Annotated in this window: 16 protein-coding genes; 6 read left to right on the top strand and 10 right to left on the bottom strand. The window is 43.6% G+C overall.

Annotated elements, in window-relative coordinates; translation table 11 throughout:
* Positions 1-111 precede the first annotated feature (111 nt).
* Positions 112-597, top strand: coding sequence for a DUF4126 family protein (locus tag ABIB39_RS12030; protein ID WP_354430280.1), 486 nt, complete (start codon positions 112-114; stop codon positions 595-597).
* A gap of 98 nt (positions 598-695) precedes the next feature.
* A complete protein-coding gene (locus tag ABIB39_RS12035; RefSeq protein WP_354430282.1) occupies positions 696-1,313 on the top strand; it encodes a TetR/AcrR family transcriptional regulator in 618 nt (205 codons plus the stop codon).
* Positions 1,314-1,430: 117 nt separating this feature from the next.
* Here the strand turns inward: ABIB39_RS12035 and ABIB39_RS12040 are convergent, their stop codons facing one another.
* The 4 genes from ABIB39_RS12040 to ABIB39_RS12055 all read right to left on the bottom strand — a co-directional run bounded on the left by ABIB39_RS12040 (position 1,431) and on the right by ABIB39_RS12055 (position 8,655).
* Positions 1,431-2,471, bottom strand: coding sequence for a PorP/SprF family type IX secretion system membrane protein (locus ABIB39_RS12040; protein ID WP_354430284.1), 1,041 nt, complete (start codon positions 2,469-2,471; stop codon positions 1,431-1,433).
* A 6-nt stretch (positions 2,472-2,477) separates the two neighbouring features.
* Positions 2,478-6,551 (bottom strand): PKD domain-containing protein, encoded by a 4,074-nt coding sequence (locus tag ABIB39_RS12045; RefSeq protein ID WP_354430286.1) that lies wholly within the window; start codon positions 6,549-6,551, stop codon positions 2,478-2,480.
* Between the two features lie 256 nt (positions 6,552-6,807).
* Entirely contained in the window at positions 6,808-8,046 is a 1,239-nt protein-coding gene (locus ABIB39_RS12050) for a spore maturation protein (RefSeq protein WP_354430288.1), read from the bottom strand.
* Between the two features lie 132 nt (positions 8,047-8,178).
* On the bottom strand, positions 8,179-8,655 hold the full coding sequence (locus ABIB39_RS12055; protein ID WP_354430290.1) for a hypothetical protein: 477 nt from the start codon (positions 8,653-8,655) through the stop codon (positions 8,179-8,181).
* Between the two features lie 96 nt (positions 8,656-8,751).
* On the opposite strand from ABIB39_RS12055, the gene ABIB39_RS12060 reads away from it, so the two are divergent.
* The 3 genes from ABIB39_RS12060 to ABIB39_RS12070 all read left to right on the top strand — a co-directional run bounded on the left by ABIB39_RS12060 (position 8,752) and on the right by ABIB39_RS12070 (position 11,651).
* Positions 8,752-9,180, top strand: coding sequence for an OsmC family protein (locus tag ABIB39_RS12060; protein ID WP_354430292.1), 429 nt, complete (start codon positions 8,752-8,754; stop codon positions 9,178-9,180).
* A gap of 8 nt (positions 9,181-9,188) precedes the next feature.
* The gene (locus ABIB39_RS12065) at positions 9,189-10,028 is read left to right on the top strand and encodes a maleylpyruvate isomerase N-terminal domain-containing protein (protein WP_354430294.1); all 840 of its coding nucleotides are present in this window, start codon (positions 9,189-9,191) and stop codon (positions 10,026-10,028) included.
* 258 nt (positions 10,029-10,286) lie between these two features.
* On the top strand, positions 10,287-11,651 hold the full coding sequence (locus ABIB39_RS12070) for an OmpA family protein (RefSeq protein WP_354430296.1): 1,365 nt from the start codon (positions 10,287-10,289) through the stop codon (positions 11,649-11,651).
* Positions 11,652-11,800: 149 nt separating this feature from the next.
* Here the strand turns inward: ABIB39_RS12070 and ABIB39_RS12075 are convergent, their stop codons facing one another.
* Positions 11,801-12,184, bottom strand: coding sequence for an SRPBCC domain-containing protein (locus tag ABIB39_RS12075; protein ID WP_354430298.1), 384 nt, complete (start codon positions 12,182-12,184; stop codon positions 11,801-11,803).
* A 104-nt stretch (positions 12,185-12,288) separates the two neighbouring features.
* On the bottom strand, positions 12,289-12,882 hold the full coding sequence (locus tag ABIB39_RS12080) for an acetate uptake transporter (RefSeq protein ID WP_354430300.1): 594 nt from the start codon (positions 12,880-12,882) through the stop codon (positions 12,289-12,291).
* Positions 12,883-12,986: 104 nt separating this feature from the next.
* Here ABIB39_RS12080 and gpmA point away from each other — a divergent pair, with 104 nt between their 5' ends.
* Positions 12,987-13,676, top strand: coding sequence for a 2,3-diphosphoglycerate-dependent phosphoglycerate mutase (gene gpmA / locus ABIB39_RS12085; RefSeq protein ID WP_354430302.1), 690 nt, complete (start codon positions 12,987-12,989; stop codon positions 13,674-13,676).
* A 69-nt stretch (positions 13,677-13,745) separates the two neighbouring features.
* Here gpmA and ABIB39_RS12090 read toward each other — a convergent pair whose 3' ends face one another.
* The 4 genes from ABIB39_RS12090 to ABIB39_RS12105 form a co-directional block, all read right to left on the bottom strand.
* Entirely contained in the window at positions 13,746-16,562 is a 2,817-nt protein-coding gene (locus tag ABIB39_RS12090) for a S9 family peptidase (protein WP_354430304.1), read from the bottom strand.
* 86 nt (positions 16,563-16,648) lie between these two features.
* The gene (locus ABIB39_RS12095; RefSeq protein ID WP_354430306.1) at positions 16,649-16,972 is read right to left on the bottom strand and encodes a hypothetical protein; all 324 of its coding nucleotides are present in this window, start codon (positions 16,970-16,972) and stop codon (positions 16,649-16,651) included.
* Between the two features lie 139 nt (positions 16,973-17,111).
* Positions 17,112-18,212, bottom strand: coding sequence for a signal peptidase I (lepB, locus tag ABIB39_RS12100; RefSeq protein WP_354430308.1), 1,101 nt, complete (start codon positions 18,210-18,212; stop codon positions 17,112-17,114).
* A gap of 66 nt (positions 18,213-18,278) precedes the next feature.
* Positions 18,279-21,323, bottom strand: a complete 3,045-nt coding sequence (locus tag ABIB39_RS12105) for a GH92 family glycosyl hydrolase (RefSeq protein WP_354430310.1) — start codon at positions 21,321-21,323, stop codon at positions 18,279-18,281.
* Positions 21,324-21,421 lie beyond the last annotated feature (98 nt).

Consider the following 21,421-nt stretch of genomic DNA (forward strand, 5'->3'; position numbering starts at 1 on the left):
AACAACCTATTTTACTTATTGATTTACATTTTGTAACTGAACCTACAACTACATGTTGGTTAATATTTAGGAATGGTTATTGCACAACTGAAGCATACAATACATTAACATATGGATCGTAAAACAATAGAAGCCGTTAGCCAGGCAGCGGCACTGGGTGCAATTGCAGGCATGCGTACATTTTCGGCAGCCGTAGTGGTTAGTCATGCATACAGCAGGCATCCTTCAAAAAATATAAAAAATACGCCATTAGCATTTATGCAGAACATGGCCACTTCAAAAGTTTTTAAGGTTTTAGGAGCAGGGGAGTTGGTTGGTGATAAATTGCCATTTGCGCCAAAACGTACAGCGGCGGGTGGTTTAATAGGTCGTTTTGTTTCAGGCGCGCTATGTGGTGCAACCGTTTTTAAGGCAAATCACAAACTACCAATTATAGGTGGATTGATAGGAGGGGCGGCAGCAATCGGTTCAGCATTTGGTTGTATGTTTTTACGCTTGAGCCTCGGCAAACGCACAAGGATACCCGATGCCGCAATTGGTGCTTTAGAAGATATTATCGTAATAAGTGCCGGAACCGCGCTGGCAAAACAACTGTAACAATTTCATGTGAAATTCATCTTTCTCTTAAGGTTTGATATCTTGGCTGGTAATTTGATAGTTTTGTTAAAAAAGTCAGGAAGACAACTTTAAATAAAATGAGCGCAGCTAACGACCAGCAAGATATTAAACGCGAAAAAATATTAGAAGCATCGCACCAGCGGTTTCTTCATTACGGTTATTCTAAAACCACTATGAATGAGATAGCAGGCGATCTTTCGATGTCGAAAGCATTGTTATACTATTACTTCCCGGATAAGAGCGAACTGTATATGGCCGTTATGCGCAAGTTGGCTTCCGATTATCTTAAACAACTGGAAAATAAGGTTGGCCATTTTGATGACCTGCGCGATGCTTTTCTTTTTCAGGTGAATACCCACCACGATTTCATCATCAACAATTATAACTTTTTCGATTATTTCCGCCTGAACGAACAAAACCTGCCCGATACTATATGGGAAACGGTGAATCATATCCGTAACGCCGAGATCACGTTATTAGCTAACGCGATACAAACCGAAACAGAAAAAGGCAATATAACTCCGGTATCAAACCCAGTAGAGGTGGTAGAGGTATTTTTAGATGCATTACATGGTATTAAGGTAGGCGGTGCTGTTCCGCAGAAAAAATTAAACTTCCCTCAACGCGAACAACTGGATGAGATCCACAACAAACGCCTGTTACTGATAGATATTTTTGTTAAAGGCCTGCGTTAGGCTCGGTTCAAACTGTCTTGATCGCAATATTCCCCGCCAGTATTTTATGAATAGGGCAGGCATCGGCAATAGTGATGAGCCTTTTATGAGCTAACTATAAAGTATGAAATTGTTGATTTAATAGAAATCGTAACAACGGCTTGCACCATAAAATTTACGTTCACCGTCTGAGCGGGACGGCAGGGTAGTTTCGTACCCGATGCTTCCCTCGGTTGTGCCACTTGTATTGCTATAATTTAAGCCTCCTGCTGGTACGTCATGGCTTACGCCGAAACGCAACTTCTCGCCGCCTTCTTTATTAATAAACAGATCAAAGATCAACGAAACCACAAACGCACTTGGCCCGCCTGCACCGCCGCTACGATACCATGCACCTACATTTATACTGCGGCGTTTGTATTGCATACCCGCGCTGATAGATTGTGCCTGCGCCTGTTTATAAAACACTACCGATGGGATGATATACGATTTATCCTCGTCATCAAGGTTATCGTCACGGGTGAGGTTATATCTGAAGCTGGCATGTAAAGTACCCCGCATGGGTAGCTTTGATGGCGTACCGGTAAACGATTCGTTAGGGCGGTTAATGTGTTGTGCGGCGCCACCTATGTTAAAGTTTTTAAGCGTAAGGTTTATACCGGCACCGGCGTCAAAAAAGAACTTATTATTAAAATCGGGTTTTGCTGCGCCGGTTATTACGCTTGGGTCGTAACCTAAACGGGGGTCTATCTGGTCGCCAAAGGCAAGTTTGCTAAAATCAACCGAACGATTAGTTACACCCGCTTGCAAACCAAAAGACAGCACAAAATCCTCAGACCCTACGCTATAAGAATAAATACCGGCAATGTTGTTTTTATTTAAATAGGCGGATCCTTCGCTGCTACGGGTAAATATCAAACCTAAACCACCGCCAAACTCGGGCACTTTATAATCAATAGAGGCCGACAAGTAAGAAAGGCCGCCAGGGATCGATGTATATTGATTACGATAGATGAGGTTCATGCGCAAATCGCCTTGAAACTGGCCATTTAAAGCCGGGTTAAGGTAAATAGGCGAGTTAAAAAACTGCGAATACATATGATCTTGTGCCGACGCATTAAAGCACCCTGCCAAAGCCATGGTTAAAAGTAAAAGGTAATATTTTATCGGTCCCTTCATTCTCCTTTATCTTAATAAATGTATATAGCCGCTACGTTTAGGTAGCGATCCGTTGTATGACATTCCCTTCCACTCGGTGCCATTAATAAATGTGGCCGAAGCCTGCCATATGTAAACGCCTTGCTGCAAGGGTGCGCCTTTAAATGTGCCATCCCAACCTTCTGTAGGCTCGCCATTGGCACCTAAGGCCGTTGTTTGCCATATTAACTGGCCCCAATTGTTAAATATTTGAAGTTGCCATTTAGCAACGCCCGATCCTTTGGCTGTAAACTTTTGCAGATCTACTGTAGGGCCACTCGGTTGGAACGCGTTTGGTAAGTAAAGGAAGCCCGGTATGCCGGTTATTTGTACTTGCTGACTAAATGTGCTATCGCAGCCATTAATATCAGTGGCTTTAAGCGTTACCACATATTTGCCGGTATCTGCATAAGTATGGCTGGCGTTTTGCGATTGTAAACCACTGCCATCACCAAAATTCCATACAAAGGTTTTAGGGCTGCCGATAGTACGGTCAATAAATTCAAAGTGATAATTTGGAAGATTTGTTATCAATCCCGGCTTTACTTCGAAGTTAGTACCTGGGGGCTCCGTGATATTTATATAATCCGTATGGATTTTTTGGGCTGTACAACTTGTTGCAGGTATAGTGGCAGTAAGCGTAACGGTGTAAGGCGTATTACGAGCTGCATATTTATGCGGTGGCGGGGAAAAACCTGAAACCGTAGGGCTGCCGTCACCAAAATCCCAGATATAACTCATAGATGATGCTTGGGTGGTAGGATCATCAAGCGTTTTATTGGTAAAGGTTACGACAAGTTCCCTGCAGGCTGAGGTAAAATCGGCGATAAAATCCGGCCTTGGGTTATTGTGTACAATAAATTGCAGAACATTAGATATTTTATTATCACATGTATTTTGCGTGCTAAGGGTAACATAATAGATACCTGGTGCCGGGAAAGTATAGCTAAAGGCACCTAAGCCGGCCGACTTTGTATCATTAAAATTACCGTTAGAATTTGTTATAAAATAGGTATACGTATTTCCGGGTGTTGAATTATTGAATATTTGCGCCGCGAATGCACCCTGGCATCCTTCTAAAGGCCCTGTTGCAAATATTTGTGAATCGAAAGAAGCCGCGTCTATTTTTATTGGGATATGCACCGTTTCGCCGATAGAGTTGCAATATCCTTTTATCCTCATAAACAAAGTATAGTTACCCGGGTCTGATATCGGGCCAATATTTACGGGATCTTTACTCGTAGTTATGATAGGGTTAAACACCAGGGTGCTATCCGTTTTATCGGCGTTATTATACTTATAAAAATAATAAGTATAATCTATGTTGGTGCCCGGCGAATCGTTTTTCACGCTTAAGGTTACAGGAGTACAAGCTGTGACCGTTGGCGGAATAATATGCGCCACCGGCAACAAAGGCCTTATAGTAATGGTTTGTATGCTTGATGTTGCAATACCGCAAGGGCTGGTTATAGTTAGTTTAACATTGTATACAGCATCGCTTCCGTCATTATTTGGCCGGAAGAGATTAGACGGATTTGCTAATGTTGAGGATGTAATAGTGCCGTTTTTTTCAAACTCCCATTTAAATGTACTGCCGCTCATAGGTGCAGATGTATCGGTAAATTGTACCAAAGTATTACCGCACCCTGCGCTACCGGGCAGGTCATGGGTAAAATTTGCAACCGGTGTTTTTGGCCCTACGCTTACAGTAAGTACAAAGATATTTGTTGTACATGAACCATTTGTGGCGGTGATATTATAAGTAACTACCGCACTGTTGTTTATATCACTGTTTACTAAAACATCATTAATAACGTTCCCGCTGCCTGATGCCGCATAGCCACTTATGGTTGTGGATGTGTTCGCAGCGTCAACCGTCCAATTAAAGGTGCTTGCCGCAAGCAATGAAGTAATGTTATAGCCCAGCGCCGCACCTGAGCATGTGTAAAACTTATTAGTGCTGGTGATAGAATTATCGGGCTGGAAACTTATCGTGATATTATCGGGTATCTCATTACAAGGCGCGCTAAGGCTGGTCAAACCCGTCAGTGTAAGCGTTACTGTCCCGGCGGCGTATTCTGCTGCTGTAGGGGTATAAGTACTTGTAAGGCTGTTACGGTTACTAAATGCACCAGCTCCGCCGCTCCATTGTACACTATTTACCGTGCCGTTGGTAATTATGCCTTGCAACGCCACAGGGTTACCAATACATACAGGCGGGCTTGTACCCGCGTCAATTACCGGTGCTGATTGAAATGTTAACACCTGCGAATCTGTAGCAGGAGAACCGCAGGCACTTTTTGAACTGACACTTATGGTATAAGCCGCCGCATCTTTAAATAGTATTTGAGGATATCTCGAACTTGCCGATGTACCGCCGGTAAACTGGAAGGCGCCGCCGGTCACCGTCCAGGTATAATCGCCGGGGCCGGGTTGAGAGCTGCCGCTAACTATAGATTGAGTAGGGCCGGGATCGCCATTAAACGTATAGGTTTGGTTAATACCACAAATGTTTTTATTTGCTGATAGCTGCGCTACGGGCGGGCCGTCAACAACGATTGTCTCGATATTAGGCGCGGATACAGTACCGCAGCTTTCTGTTTTTACTTCCAGTTTTACCGTATAAACCCCGGGCTGGTCAAATAAAAACTGCGGGGTTACACTTGTCGCATTAGTACCGCTATTGTATTTAACAGGTGCAGGTCCGTTCACCGTCCATTTAAAACTATTAGTAGGGTTACAGTCGGCATGAACTATGGATGTGTTATTAGGGGTGAGGCTTAATGGCAAACAACCCGAATTTACCGGTACGGTGTACTTAGGTTCGGGTGCTTCCTGAATACATATGTCATATTCCTTTTCAAGCACTCCGCATCCACCAACACCATTTTGTAGCTTTAATTTTACCTTATAAGTGCCAACAGCATTAAAAGTATACTTAAAAGTTTTGGTTAGGGGTTGATTTGCTATAATTTGTACGCCATTAATAAACCAGGTATAAAGCGCGTCGAGGTTCTTACAGTCGGATGTGTTGTTGTTAGGGTCCTGGCCTGGGTCGGAAATGTTGGGATTAAAGGTAACCTGACTACCCAGGCAAGCGGCTATGGGGTGTGTAAAATCGGTATTGGCAGGCGTAACAACCCTTATGTATGCTACACCTGGCAATACAGAGGTGCTGCCACAATAATCATTAAAAGATGTAAGCTCTACCCTGAACACGTTTTTTAAAGCGCCCACATTGTTACCGCATGATGCCTTGGTGAAAACATGGCTGATAGCATTGCCATTGGCAATAATGTCGCAATAACGGTAAGTAGTTGAGGTGCCATCGCCCCAAGTAACCTTATAGGTGAGGCCGGGGTAGTTATATTTAAAACCATTGCCCTGCCCGTCATCGATAACTAACGGGAATACCGCCGGGCTGCCATTTGCGCAGGGTGTAGCATTGTCGGCATTACCTATAGAACGGTATATATCATTATTTATAAGCGTGTAACATTTAGTACCAATTACGCCGCCTTTTGCAGCCGTTACGGTAATTGTATAGTTTGCCGCATTTGCGGTGAAGCTACCCGGCACAGTGCGTGGGGTGCCTTCTGTAGCCTGTGTTATTTCGTTAAAGAAACTGGCGGTTGCGGTGGCGCCCGACGTAGAAGTACTTGAAAAGGTATAAGGCGAACTGCTGGAACCCGAGCATGAGCCAAAAACATCAGGGTTGCCCGAACTAATGGATTGCGAAGCAATACCCGCTAAAACTCCTGCACTGCCGTTAATTGTAAATGCGGAAGACGTGCCAACTATACCAACCGGCGATGTAGATATAACCCTGACTTTATAACCTGTACCAGCAGGTGTACCTCCAGGTATGATGCCGTTTACAAATGTCGCATAAAAACCGTTAGTTAAACCAATTTGTATTTGTGATGCAAAACTGCCCGAAGCATCAGAAAGATATAATCGGTAAACGTTATTTGTGGAAAAACAGCCTCCGCCATTGTTCACATTTATAGGTACACCAATAGATGATCCCCCTCCGTACGGCCCCGGATCTATTGCACCCACGGTAATAGTTTGTGCCGAAGCAGTTGCTATTGCAAACAGGGATATTAAAACAAGAAATAAACGTTTAGTAAAAATTACACACATCACACTATTCAAAATCAATTCATACAGATCACGTCGATAACTAAAACGTCAAACGCGTGAATACTTTATGCTTGTAAACTGAAGTTTACTGCACCTTTGTACGTAATTAAATTTGCTGTGTTACAACAGAATCGATTATAATTAAACCGGAAAGGGGGCTTCCGGCTATTGTTTAGCCAAAAAACAAATACGAGATCAAGATGGCTGCTACCACGCCTGCAAAATCGGCCAGCAAACCTGCCGGGATAGCATAGCGTGACCTTTTAATACCTACCGAACCAAAATATAGGGCTACAATGTAGAACGTGGTATCGGCCGAGCCGTTGAATACAGAACCCAAACGGCCCGCAAAACTATCAGGCCCGTAAGTTTGCATTACGTTTATCATCATCGCTTTAGATCCCGAGCCACTTAAAGGTTTCATGTAAGCAACCGGCATCGCATCTACAAAGCGGGTATCCAAGTGGGCCTGGGTAACCGCCCAGCGTACGCCGCTGTTAACGTACTCTAAAGCGCCGCTGTTGCGAAAAACGCTGATAGCAACTAACATTGCAACCAGGTAGGGGATTATCTTTACAGATACCTCAAAACCACCTTTAGCACCATCAATAAAACTTTCGAACACGTTTACTTTTTTATAAAGTGCCCCTAAAATAAATATAGTAGGTATTAAATAGATAAGAAGATTGCTTGACACTTTCGACACTGTGGTGATTTGCTCTTTATCCAGGTACTGCGTGAAGTACCAAACCAGCGCAAGTATAAAGGCCGTCATCCCGCCAAGCCAGCTGAGGATAACTTTATCGAACAGGTTTATTTTTTGTTTAATGGCAACCGCTACCATCCCCACAATAGTGGCCACATAAGTAGCTATGATACAAGGAATTAAAACATCAGCAGGATCTTTGGCATGAAGTATAAAGCGCTGTGCTATAATGGTTACCGGCAGCAATTGCAGGCCCGATGTATGCAGCACCAAAAACATGATCTGCGCGTTTGAGGCGGTTTCTTTATTAGGATTGAGTTCCTGCAAGCTACCCATTGCTTTTAGCCCGAGCGGGGTAGCGGCGTTATCCAAACCCAATAGATTGGCCGAAAAGTTCATCATCATTTGCCCTGTCGCAGGGTGCTTTTTAGGTACTTCGGGAAATAAGCGGCTCAGAAAGGGGCCGACAATACGGGCCAGGAAATTCATGGCACCGGCTTTTTCGCCAATATTAAGGATGCCTAACCACAACACCATATTACCGGCAAGAGGCAGGGCAATATCCATCACCGACGCTTTGGAGCTATCAAACATACCATCAACCAGAAGTTTAAACGCTTCTGTATCACCCAAAAACACCAGTTTACAAAACGCTATTACAAAAGCGATAAGGAAAAAGGCGATCCAGATGTAGTTTAAGGCCATAGAGAATGTTTGAGGCCATGAAGTTAATTTTTTTTCAATAATTTACCACGATCAGGCCTGTTTTAAAATCAAATATTTGCTTCGCGATAAAAGAAACAGCCTTTAAATTGCAACACCACTTAAACCATCGCGTTAATTATAAGCAGTGATCCATTTATCGGCCACTATCCTAAACGTATACTCGCGGCGGATGGGGTTGTAGGGTACTGCATCGTTAACCATAATATAGATAGTGCCAAGATCTTTAACTACAATCGTTTGTACATCGGGCGTACTGCTTTCTTTATTAATGTATTGCGATACCGAGTTATAGATCATATTATATTGCCCCAATTCGTTGGTTTCCATTTCGATATACATGCGCCTGCCATCAACACGGATGCTGTTGGTAACATAAGTGCCGCCGGGGATCTTAAGGTCGTATTTGCGGGTGTTCTTTTTCTCGTCTTTTTTGGTGAGCGTGTAACCCTTTGCCATAAAAAAGGTATCGGCCTTGTTGATGTTGTTATGTAACAGATAGCTTAGATCATCATAAGAGATCAGGTTGGTTTGCGCGAAACCTGCCGTTGCGAAGCAAAAGAAAATAACGGAGAACAGTAGCTTTTTCATATAGTAGTAGTACTTTGGGTATTTAACGTGAATATAGCATTTTGGTATTTTATTATGCGGCCAAAAACCTAACTTAGCATAATTATTACACTGCTTATGCCTACTATAAACTTATCCCGCGTTAGCGGCGAATATGGCTTTGAAGCCACCGACGAATACGGGCACACCGTACGTATGGACAGCAGCACCGAAAGCGGCGGCCAAAACTTTGGTGTGCGCCCAATGCAAATGCTTTTAATGGGTTTGGGCGGATGCTCGGCCATTGATGTTATTGCTATCTTAAAAAAACAACGCCAGGACGTTACCGACTATAAAATGGTGATTGCAGGGGAACGCGAAGCAGGTAAGGAGCCTTCGCTATGGCAGAATATCACGCTCGAGTTTCATATTTATGGCAATGTTGACGAAGATAAAGCCAATAAAGCGGTAGAATTATCGCTTAACAAATATTGCTCTGTAGCCGCGACGCTCTATAAAGCCGCTGCTGACATTCAATGGAAGGTAATTATCCATCCTGCCGGGTAACCGCTGTAATGGAACCTGCGATACCTATACCGACACTGCACTTATTTCCCATACTGGATAAGATGCTGATAGAATTGCTTGCGTCCTTAAGTTCCGAAGAATGGCACAAATCTACCATTGCGCGCTTGTGGATAGTTAAAGATATTGCCGCGCACCTGCTTGATGGCAACGTGCGCGGCATTGCTATTTTAAATGGGCACGAAGCGCCGCCGCCAGCCAAGCCAATAAATAATTACCAGGACCTGGTAGAATTTCTGAACCAGCTTAACGCTTCCTGGGTTAATGCCATGAAAAGGATGAGCCCACAAATGCTTACGCAACAACTGGAAGATACCGGCAAACTATACACGGAATATCTAAAAAGTTTAAAACCGTTTGAGCAGGCAAAGTTTTCAGTTCTCTGGGCAGGAGAGGAAACATCGTTAAACTGGTTCCATATAGCGCGCGAGTACACGGAGAAATGGCACCACCAGCAACAGATACGCGATGCAGTTGGCAGGCCGGGCATTATTACAAAGGAATTGTTTTTACCCTGTATGGATACCTTTATGTATGCCCTGCCATTTACCTACCGTGATATCAAGGCTGATGCAGGAACAATGATAGAAATCACCATAAGTGGTGATGTTGGCGGCAATTGGTACCTGCAAAAAACATCTTACGGATGGCAATTATCTAAAGAGGCTTTATTAACCAACATAACATCAGAAGTTATTTTATCGCCCGACACCGCCTGGAAGTTATTTACAAAAGCCATCAGCCCGCAAATTGCAATGGGCCTTTCCACTATCAAAGGTAATACCAGCCTTGCCAAAACTGTATTTAATACCATAGCGGTAATGGCTTAATAAGGCGGTATTGTATCTTTTTGGGGTCACCCGGTTATTTCATGCAACCTTTGTCGACAATCATTTTGACCATATTATTTAATAGGTCAGTATTTTAGTATAATTTGCTATAAATTAAGATTTTACTTGCTGTTTATTAAAAATTAATGCTGTTATAAACTATAGTTAATAAAACTAAAAATGCTTACTGGCATCAATGTTGGTATGTGGGATATGTTCGTTCATCCATTTTAACGGACACCCCAAAATTGAAATAACATGAAAACAAATTTAAAAAAAGCATCCTTACTACTTACCGGATTGTTGGCAGGTAGCACTCTATTCGCACAAACCGATTCGGTTAATACAACAAACTATGTAAAGCCTTTTTCAGGCGGCCCGGTTAAAACATGGTCTATTGGTATCCATGGTGGTTTATTAACCCCCTTCACAATTTTCGGCGCTAATGGCCGTCAGGATTTCCGCCAGCCACAATCAGAACTTGGTTACGGCGGTTACATTAAGAAACAATTTACACCAACGTTTGGCTTACAAGCTGATTTCCTTCGTGGTGAAGTTAGTGGTCAAAGGGGCCAGGTAGGTGGTGTTACTGATCCTACCAGCTTTAACACAAAACTAAGCTGGTCTGGTGCATTAAGCACAAACATCACGCTTGGAAACATTAGCTGGTTTCATGCAAAATCATCTATTCAACCGTATTTAACAGCTGGTGCAGGTTACATGGGTTACAAGACAACCACTACTGATGCAACAGGTAACACAACTGCTTACACCAACGGCGCAGGTGAAAATTCAATAAAAGAATTTTTCATCCCAGTTGGTTTAGGTTTCAAAATAAACTTAGGTAGCAACGTAAATTTAGATTTAGGTTACCAGGTTAACTTTGTACAATCTGACAACTTTGATGGTTATAATGCAGGTAACACTAACGACAGGTTCTCATATGCCCACGCTGGTTTAGAATTTTTGTTAGGTAGTTCAAAAACTCCTAATATGTCAACTTACAACCCGGTAAACTCAATGCGTACCGAGTATGTATGGCAGAATGCACAAACAAAAGCTTTATTACAGGCTCAAATTGATGCAGAAAAAGCTAAAAACGACCAGTTACGTAACGACCTGAACACTACTAACGCTAACTTAGCTAAGTTAACTGTTGATAGCGATGGTGACGGTGTATTAGACATTAACGATAAATGCCCTAACACACCGGCAGGTACTAAGGTAGATGGTTCTGGTTGCCCATTGGCTAAACCGGTTGTTTACATCACTGAAGAAGACAAACGTGTTGTTAAAGATGCGATCAACAATCTTGAATTTGATTTGGGTAAAGCAACTATCCGCGAAAAATCATTCCCAAGTTTAGACCGTGTTGCTAAGTTGCTAACTGAGAAAAACTTCAGCTTAAAATTAGCAGGCCACACAGACAACACCGGTTCTGATGCCTTAAACTTAAGGTTATCTAAAGACCGTGCAGAGTCTATCAAAACTTACCTTGTAAGCAAAGGTGCTAACGCATCACGTGTTGAGGCTACCGGTTACGGTGAAAGCCAGCCAATTGCTACTAACAAAACAGCAGCAGGCCGTCAGCAAAACCGTCGTGTAGAGTTTACTTTATACTAAGGGATAGATTCACGACCTTAAGAGTCAGGAATTAAAATTTCTTAAAATAAGAAGAGCCGCTCCAAAATTGGGGCGGCTCTTTCTTTGTATAGGTATTTTCTTATTCTGTCTTGATTCTTGCTGATTATTATTGTCTCGGCTCTGTCTTACTATCCTAAGGCAAAGAAATCGGCAAGGTTACCAAAATAGCTATCATCCCAACCCTCGGCAATATCGTTAAAATCATCCTCGGGGATATTGGTATGCCTAAGTTCGATAGAAGAACCGTGCTTATCGGGGTGAATCTTGATAGTTACGATAGATTCTTCACTTTGCCCGTCGAAATACCATTGCTGTATAATCTTTTTATTCTCTTCAAATTCGATATTCTTACCTACGATACTGCCTTCCCATAGTGAGAATTCAGAATCGGGCTCCGTACTCATTTCTGCTTTTTCGCCCGTCCACAACTCCAGGGTTAGCGGGTTTGTAAGTGCCGTGTACACCTCTTCTGGCGTAGCCAATAACAAATAATATTTTTTTAGATCTTTCACCTGCGCAATTTAGCAGAAATAATTGAGAGCCTCGCCAAAGGTGAAGACTTTATAATATACGTTAATTTTATGCCTTCCCCTTTGGATCATGGGCCGGGGGCAGGTTACTTCACCGTTCCAATAGGCATTACTTCCCGGCCGTAAACTTCGTTCAAAACGCCCGCAATACCTGTATAAACGGCCGATAACCCGCAGATGATACCTTCGTAACCTGCAAGGTGTTTAATACTTTCGTTACCAGTAGCATCGCCCCAAACTAATAAGCCAAACAATATAGTTAACGAGCCGAATACAAATTGTAGGGCGCGGTTCAATTTTAGCGTACCAAAAAAAAGGCAAAACGTGAAGAAACCCCACATACCCAGGTAAGCACACATAGCACCTTCTGATGCTTTAGGTGCCCAGCCCAGTTTAGGCATTACAATTAAACCTACCAGCGATAGCCAAAAGAAACCGTAGGAGGTAAAGGCTGTTAAGCCGAATGTGTTATTCTTTTTTGCTTCGATAATACCGGCAATAACTTGCGCCAGCCCGCCGTAAAAGATACCCATAGCAAGTATCATGGCATTAAGCTCAAAAAAGCCGGCATTGTGAACGTTCAGTAAAACGGTTGTCATGCCGAAAGCGCAAAGGCCAAGCGGTGCAGGGTTGGCAATGCCATCCTTTACAACCATAGGTGTAGGAGTGGGAGGTATCATAATAAAGTCTAAATTTGGTTTATAAAATGCAATCTAAATCTTATAAATCGAATTAGCAATAGTTTTTTAAACTCAAATGGCGATTGCGTGTTAAACTATCAGTTATGCAAAAATTAGTGTTGATACGCCACGGCGAGAGCGTTTGGAACCAGGAGAACCGCTTTACCGGCTGGGCCGATGTCGATCTTTCTGACGAAGGTTTCAACCAAGCCATCCGTGCAGGGCAGTTGCTTGCCAAACATGGCTACACCTTTGACATGGGATTTACTTCTGTTTTAAAACGTAGCATCAAAACCATGCACTTTGTGTTGGAGCAAATGGATGCGTTGTGGATTCCGGTGCATAAATCCTGGCGATTGAACGAACGATTTTATGGGGCGTTACAGGGACTAAATAAAGACGAAACAATAGCGAAATACGGCGAAGATCAGGTGCAAAAATGGCGCCGCGATCCGCATGAAAAACCGCCCGCCATAACAGAGCTGGACGAACGCTTCCCCGGGCATTATTTAAGATATAACGATCTTACTTACCGTGAGCTCCCGCTAACAGAGAACCTGAGCGAGACCATGGACAGGGCCTTGCCTTTTTGGCATGAAAGCATCGTTCCCGCCATTCGCGAAAATAAAAAAGTAATCATCTGCGCACACGGTAACAGCCTGCGCGCCCTCATCCAATACATCGAAAACCTAAGCGACGAGGAAGTAACAAAACTGGATATCCCCACCGCAACACCCTGGGTTTACGAGCTGGATGATAGGTTGAATTGTATTAAGCATTATTATTTAAAGTAAGGTGAATAGAGAAGGGTGAATGGTTGCGTTGTGTTTATCTGACAATTCAACCATCCACCACTTAACTGTTCACTGCTCACCACCGAAACCAAATCCCCAGTCTTTTCCCTTATCAACAGCAGGCACTCCTTTATCAAGCCATACCGGCATTGGGCCGCCTTTCAAGAAATGGTCAAAAAATTGTGCTTCGCGGATGCTAATGTCTTTACGGTTTTGGCGTTTTACAAGATTGTGGGCTTCGTCGTTATACTGTAACAACCAAACTGGTTTACCCAATCTGCGCAGGGCCGTAAACATCTCTATGCCCTGGTACCATGGCACGGCGCCATCAGCATCATTGCTCATGATAACTACCGGGGTTTTTACTTTAGGTAATTGAAACAGAGGAGAGTTCTCGATGTATAAATTTGGTTTATCCCAAAGGCTTGCACCGATACGGCTTTGCGTTTTCTCATATTGAGATTGACGGTTAATACCGCTTTCCCAACGAATACCACCGTAAGCCGATGTCATATTTACAACTGGGGCACCCGCCCAGGCAGCCGCGTACATATTAGTTTGTGTAATTAGGTATGCTACCTGGTAGCCGCCCCAGCTTTGGCCCTGGATGCCAATATGTTGCCCATCAACCCAAGAATTTTTCTTTAACGCTTCCACACCCGAATTTACGTACTCCACAGCCGAGGCACCGGGGTGGCCGGTTTCATAACTAATATCCGGCGCGAATACCAAATAACCGTTACTTACAAACCAAGAGATTGGCAGGCGAGATGGCGTAGGGGAAGGGGGCACGTAATTATACAATCCATCAGATAGCTTTTCATAAAAATAAGCAATCATTGGGTACTTCTTAGTTGGGTCAAAGTTTTCGGGTTTATACAAGATGCCTTTAGATTTGTAACCTTTGGGCGTTGTCCATTTAATTAATTCGGCAGTGCCCCAGTTATATTCGGCTTGCTGCGGGTTGATAGCGCTTAGCTTTGTTTCCTTTACCAGATCTGTTGATACATACAGATCTGGCGATTGCGTGTAGTTGTATTTAGTAAAAATAAACTCGTTTGCATATTTTGCTTTTTGCAGTCCGCTGAAGCCCATTTGCGCCATTACCACCTTTTTAGGGGCATAATCGCTGGCCAACTCCTTTTTATAATAGCCCCATTGTTTGTTCTCATCGTTTTGTACGATCATCCATAACGATTTTTTAGATGGAATGAATTTCTCCTCGGGATCGGTATTGTTGTAACGGAAATCCAGTTTATACCTGCGGCCCATGCCATTGGTAAAATTGGTAGCATGGCCTGTTGCAGGGTCTATAGCCCAAATATCGTAACGGTCATAGATCAGCACACGCCTGTCGTTTTCCTCCCAGTCTGCCACGCCGTATGCCGACGGATCATCTGGTACGTCATTATCTTCCACACCAAATTTCACCCCAAGCCGTTGGGTAATGTTTATTTTTTTACCGGTAGCGATGTTATAAGTATGCCAGTTTTGATCTTTCGAGTCGAACCAAAGCACATAGCTGCCGTTTGGCGAAATGCTGTAACGGCCTTTAATACGGTCGTTTATGCGCAGCCGTTCACCGGTTTTGGTATTAATAAGATATGCCGCCTGTTGCGAGCCGCCTTCCCATTGGGCTTGTACGCGCGCACCGGTATCGGTTAAACCTAATACAAATGGGGCGTCGTTATTAACTGATATCAAGGTCTCGGCGATGCCCGGGTCACCTAATTGAATCAATTTCTTCATACCATCCGCCGGGCGAATAACTGCCTGGTAGCTGCGTTTGAGTTCGCGCTGCAGGTTTTTCAATTGTTGCGGTTGAAGGTAATCGTCTTTATAATTCCAGATATCTACACGGGCGTTTTCAAAATCAACCAAGGTGGTGTCGGCTGGTTTTGGGATAGGGGCAGTACCAAAAAAGAGGTTATTCCCGCTTTTACTGAACGACACCTTGCCATCTCCGCTAACAGCCCATTTTATAGGCATACCTTCAGAACCGGGGCCGGCAATTACCATAGCGCTATCTTTAAATGCGGTGTAATAATAATACAACTTAAATGGTTTTACCGTAGCCTTCTCCGGGTTCTTTTCGGCGGTAAAAGCCAATTGCTTGCCGGCATCATCAAAGGTTATGTTTTTATAATTGCCGCGCCCGGTGCTTACTGTTTTAAGCGAATCGTGCTCTACATCGTACACAAATAATCCCGACTTAACTGTTTTGTTCTTCTTTGGTGCTGTAACCGAAAATGCAAGCCATTTGCCATTTTTAGTAAGTTGGTAATCGCTCACATAATTAAAGCTGCGGGTTTTGCCGTTAGTCATTTGCTGAATAGTAAGTTCTGCCCCGTCTTTAATTGGTGGTGCAATGGTAGTGGCAATAGCTTTTTTTGAAGTGTCTGATGCCTCGGGCTTTTTTAATGTATCAGCGGTAGAAAGATAAGCGACAACTGCTGCTTTATCTGCTATTTTAAAAGTTCGTATCGAAGGTATTTTCTTAACGATATTTTTACCGATGGTAAGGATGCCTAATGTATCCCTGGGGAACTCTGATTGCTTTTTCTTTTCGATTTTAGCCTGGCGAATATCCTTATAAAACGGCCTGATCAGGAACACGGCGTATTTAGAATCGGGTGTAAAGCGTACCGTATCTGCACGTGGAATGGTTAATTTATTTTTCCCTTTAACATCTAACACCGAAAGATTGGCATCGCCCTCTTGTGGCTTTACCACGTAAACTATCCATTTACCATCGTTGCTAATTCGCTCGTTGGTTATACTCTGCCAACCATCGTAAACGGTCTGATCGAGCGGTTTTTTGGATACCTTTTGTGCGCTAACACATAAACTGAAGAGCAAAAACGCGGGCAGTAAAATTATTTTCATAAAGCGGAATGGTGTAACCAGCCCTAATATCTTAAATTTAACGCTTTGCAGGGGAATGAAATGAAAAAGTTACAACCAGTCGAATATCAACGGGAGACAGGTTGCAAGTGCGCTACCGAGTAATTGTTGAACAGATTATTAAAAAATGCCTTTATTTTATCAACGAAACTTTGGTGGATTTTCGCAGGTTGCTTCATCAGATCTTGGTAACCAGAATTGTTATCCAGGTTATCTTCACCTTCCATTTCCTCCAGCACAAACTGTCTCACACCTGCGTCACGGTTAATGATCTCGTCCATTTCGGTTAGGTCGCGTAGGGTAGCCTCGCCGTTCCCGCGCTTTTTCCAAAGAATTTCAAAGCGCTCCTGCGAAAGTGTGCGCCTGATAATAAACTTACCGTTTTTACTCATAACACTGCAATTGGCATAACCTGCTACAAAGCAAATGCCATTGTCATAAATAACTGATATGCAATAAATTAAAGCGTCAGTATTGAACTAAGCCGGGCGGTTTTATTACACAAAGTGTTCGGTTGCGTGCAATATTGAGTTAATTTATCGCCCTTAGAACCCTGTTCCAACGTACCTGGTTCAATGCGCTTTGTGTGCTGTCGATACTCATCCAGGTTATCATGGCTTTACCTACAATATGGTCTTCCGGTACAAAGCCCCAAAAGCGCGAATCTTCCGAATTATGACGGTTATCGCCCATCATCCAGTAATAATTCATTTTAAAAGTATAGGTAGCGGCCTTTTTACCATTGATGACAACGGCGGCTCCATCGCGGCTTACTTTATTAAGTTCGTGAACCTCTATAGCGCGGCCGTAAAGGGCCAAGGTAGAATCGTTAAGCTGAATGGTAGTACCGCGTTTTGGGATCAGTAACGGACCAAAATTATCTTCGTTCCATTTAAATTTTTCGTTATGCGGGAAAATCTGCGGACTGTATTCGCCTTTGGCTTCAATAACTTCTTTTACATTTACAATATTAGAGTAACCTTTAAACTCGCTTAAACTGGCAGGAGGGATGATCATCTCGTAGCTGTTAGGCGCATATTGGTACCTCACATCTATCTTAAGGTTGCTTATCATTTCTGGATTAAGATCGGCACCTGTGGTAGTTACCATGTAGGATGCCTGTGCCTTTGAAGCATTTTTAACTACTTTGCCATTGGCGTAAACCTGTGAATCTTTAATTTCTATAACATCGCCGGGGGTGCCAACACAGCGCTTTATAAAGTGGGTGCGCATATCAACCGGGCGGTCTGGGCCTTCGGCAGGATAATTAAACACAACCGGGTCACCTTTTTGAACCTCACCTAAACCCGGCAGGCGATAGTACGGCAATTGTAAACCGTCCCAATAGGTTTTAATTTTAGCGCCTGTAACGGTAGATTCTAAAAACGGAATTGATATCGGGGTAATAGGCATCCTTGCGCCATAAGCCATTTTACTCACAAACAAATAATCGCCGGTTAGCAGGCTGCCTTCCATAGATGCTGAAGGAATAGCATACGCTGAAAATAGCAAACCGCGAATGATGGTAGAAGCTATCAGCGCGAACAATATAGCATCGAGCCACTCACGTGCCGCACTTTTTTTCGGTTTGCTCTCGTCTTTCTTTTTGCGTGATAAAAATTTCCAGTTCATGTCGGTGAGGTTTATATTTAAAGCGTTTTGATATTTGACTACCTATCAAACAGTTTGTTACATCAATTATTCCACTGTTATTTCATCGGCAAAGATGTACGACGGACTGCCTTTGCTCTCGTGCCATTCGGGCAATGCGCCAAACTGTTTAGCTATCACTTTAATATACCTCGTTTTTTTATTTATCGGCCCGGTATATTGCTGGGTTTGTGGTTCAAGTTCTTTTACCTCAATTTTACTGTTTACGGTGGCGGCCAGTTTGTAATTTTTGCCATCCTCAGATAACCAGTATTCCACTTTACTCGGAAAAACTATCCATGAACGGGTATCTTGCAAAGCGCCTATGCTAACCTGTTTAACAGGCTTTACCTGGCCTAAGTCGATTATGGCTTCCAAATCTTTGCCCTGATAGCCCTGCCAATTGCCCAATCGCCAGTTGGCTGTGCCGTGGATGCCGTTTATCAGCGTTTCATCGCCCTGTGCCGAGTAATTTGACAGGTATTTGTTGGTAAGTGTAAGTTTGATATCACCGCGTATTTTGGTGAAGGAAGCAACATCGACAAAACTGCTTTTACCATTCCGTATAGCTATTGCTTTTACAGTGGTATTCACCAATATGTTAATGGGTTTGCTGTATTGCGTAGATGTAACGGTAGGCGTACTGCCATCAAGCGTGTAGTAAATTTTGGCGGCGTTATCGGCACAACCTATCTCTGCCGTTATAGCATTTTTAAACGTTTTAGTGCCCGATGTAACGTATGGGTTGGGCACTATCAATTCATCGTTGATAGCAGAGGTTGGCCTTTCCAGTTCCTGCATAAACAATTTGTTAGCTAATGAACCTGTAAAAACTTCAAAATCACCGCCTTTTGCCACGTCCTCATAATTCAAGAATAGTTTGTTATATGGCTTTCTATCAAGGTTCATACCCTGCACATAAAAATTACCGCGGCCAACGGTTGCACCCGGGTTGCTGATGGTGAACTTTTTACCATTCTCCAGGTTAATAATGATCTTTGCGAATTGCGGTGCGGTTATTTGGTACTGCTGCTGCCCCGGCGCAATGTTATATAACCCAAGCGAACTCATGATATACCATGCCGACATCTGCCCGCAATCTTCATTACCTGATAAACCATCGGGATTGGCACTGTACTGCTCACGCAAGATCTTGTTCACATAATATTGCGTTTTATCGGGCGAGTTGGTGAAGTTGTACAAATACGCGATGTGGTGGCTCGGCTCGTTGCCGTGCGCGTATTGGCCTATTAGCCCGGTAACATCATCCTGCTGGCGGCCGCTAAGTTTGGCGTTTGTGCTAAACAATTCATCAAGTTTGGTCTCAAGCGCCTGCTTGCCCCCAAGACTTTTTGCCAGTCCTTCAACATCCTGCGGCACAAAGAAGCTATACTGCCAGGCATTGCCCTCGGTATAGTTATTATTGATCTCGGTAGGTTCGAAAGGGGTGTACCAACCGCCGTTATCCCGCGCCTGCATAAAGCCGTTTTGGTTATTATGGACGTTCTTCCAGTATTGCGCGCGTTTAATATATTCGGCATATTCCTGTGGCTTATTCAACATTTTAGCCATCTGCGCTATACACCAATCATCAATGGCATAATCCAACGTTTTTGCTACCGACTCATGCTCCACATCGGCATTTACAGCCCCGGTAGCGCGATAATTATCTAACCCGAACTGGTTGCGGTTAACGGCAGCCTTCATGGCGGTGAAGGCTTCCTCGGCATCAAAGCCCCGGATACCCTTAGCGTAGGCATCTACAATGACCGGGATGGAATGGTTGCCAACCATACAGTAGGTTTCGGTAGTAGCCAATGGCCATATTGGTAACAAACCACCTTGCTCATAAACGGCAAGGAAAGTTTTTATAAAATCAAGCGTGCGTTTACGGTCGATGATGTTCAGTAATGGGTTTTCGGCGCGATAGGTATCCCAAAGAGAAAATGCCGTGTAGTAGTTAAACCCATTGGCGGTGTGGATTTTTTGGTCTATACCGCGGTACTGCCCGTCAACATCGTTATAAATACTTGGTGCTACAAAGCAATGGTACAATGCCGAGTAAAACATTACTTGTTTTTGCTTTGCATAATCAAGAACCTCCGCCTTTCTATTTCCTTTACCGCGCGCGGCAGGCGAATTATAACCGTAAGGGTTATAAACTGAGTTGGCCTCCTGCTGCTGCGAAAGGGCAGGAGCGCCGCCCTCCACCTGAATCTTTGATAACTCTTCATTCCACGCAAGTTTTGCCGCCTTAACAACCTTTTTAAAATCAAAATCCGGCATTTCTGCATCCAGGTTTTTCACTGCGCCATCGGCACTTACCGATGAGATTCCCACTTTTGACAGCACCACACCCGGGTCATCAAATTGGATGTACATCTTCACATTTTTCCCATGCACCTTCTTTTGCCCTTGCTGTAGTTCGTCGTTTAGTGCTATACCATATGTTTTAAAGGGCTTAGAGAACTTAGCGTAGAAGAATAAGTGCTGATCTGTAGCCCATGATTTTGAACGGCGAAACCCGCGGATCTCATGGTCATTAACAACCTCTATCCAGCTATCGAGCACTTCATCCCGGTGTTGCAAGTCGATGATAATATTGCCTTGTTTGGCGTCCTTGTAATCGTATTTGTGCAAGCCTGCACGCGTGGTGGCAGTAAGTTGTACACCAATGTTGTATTTGTCAAGTAGTGTAGTGTAAAGGCCGGGGGATGCTGTTTCGTTCTTCTTTTGAAAACCCGAACGGTAGTCTGTATTTTTTAGTTGAGGTTGGCCGGTGGTTGGCATAAAAAGCACATCGCAAAGATCGGCGATGCCGGTACCGCTCAGGTGGGTAAGCGAAAATCCGTAAACAACTGTATCAGTATAATGATAGCCCGAAACGCCATCCCAACCCTCTAAACGTGTATCCGGACTTAACTGTACCATACCAAAAGGGGCCACCGCGCCGGGATAAGTATGCCCGTGGCCACCCGTACCTATAAACGGATCAACAAATTGGGTAAGGTCCTTTTTTTTCTTTTGGGCCGATGCAGTAAACACGGCAAACAAGGACAATACAATTAAAACACCACGAACGATCAATCTCATCTACAAAACGGTTTTTAGCTTACCGCAAAATAGCAAGATTAGTATAGAAATAAAAGGTCTTTATTATTTTGTCATGCGGAGGTACGAAGAATCTAATC

Origin of the sequence: Mucilaginibacter sp. UYP27 (assembly GCF_040547175.1) — a bacterium.
Lineage (GTDB): Bacteria > Bacteroidota > Bacteroidia > Sphingobacteriales > Sphingobacteriaceae > Mucilaginibacter.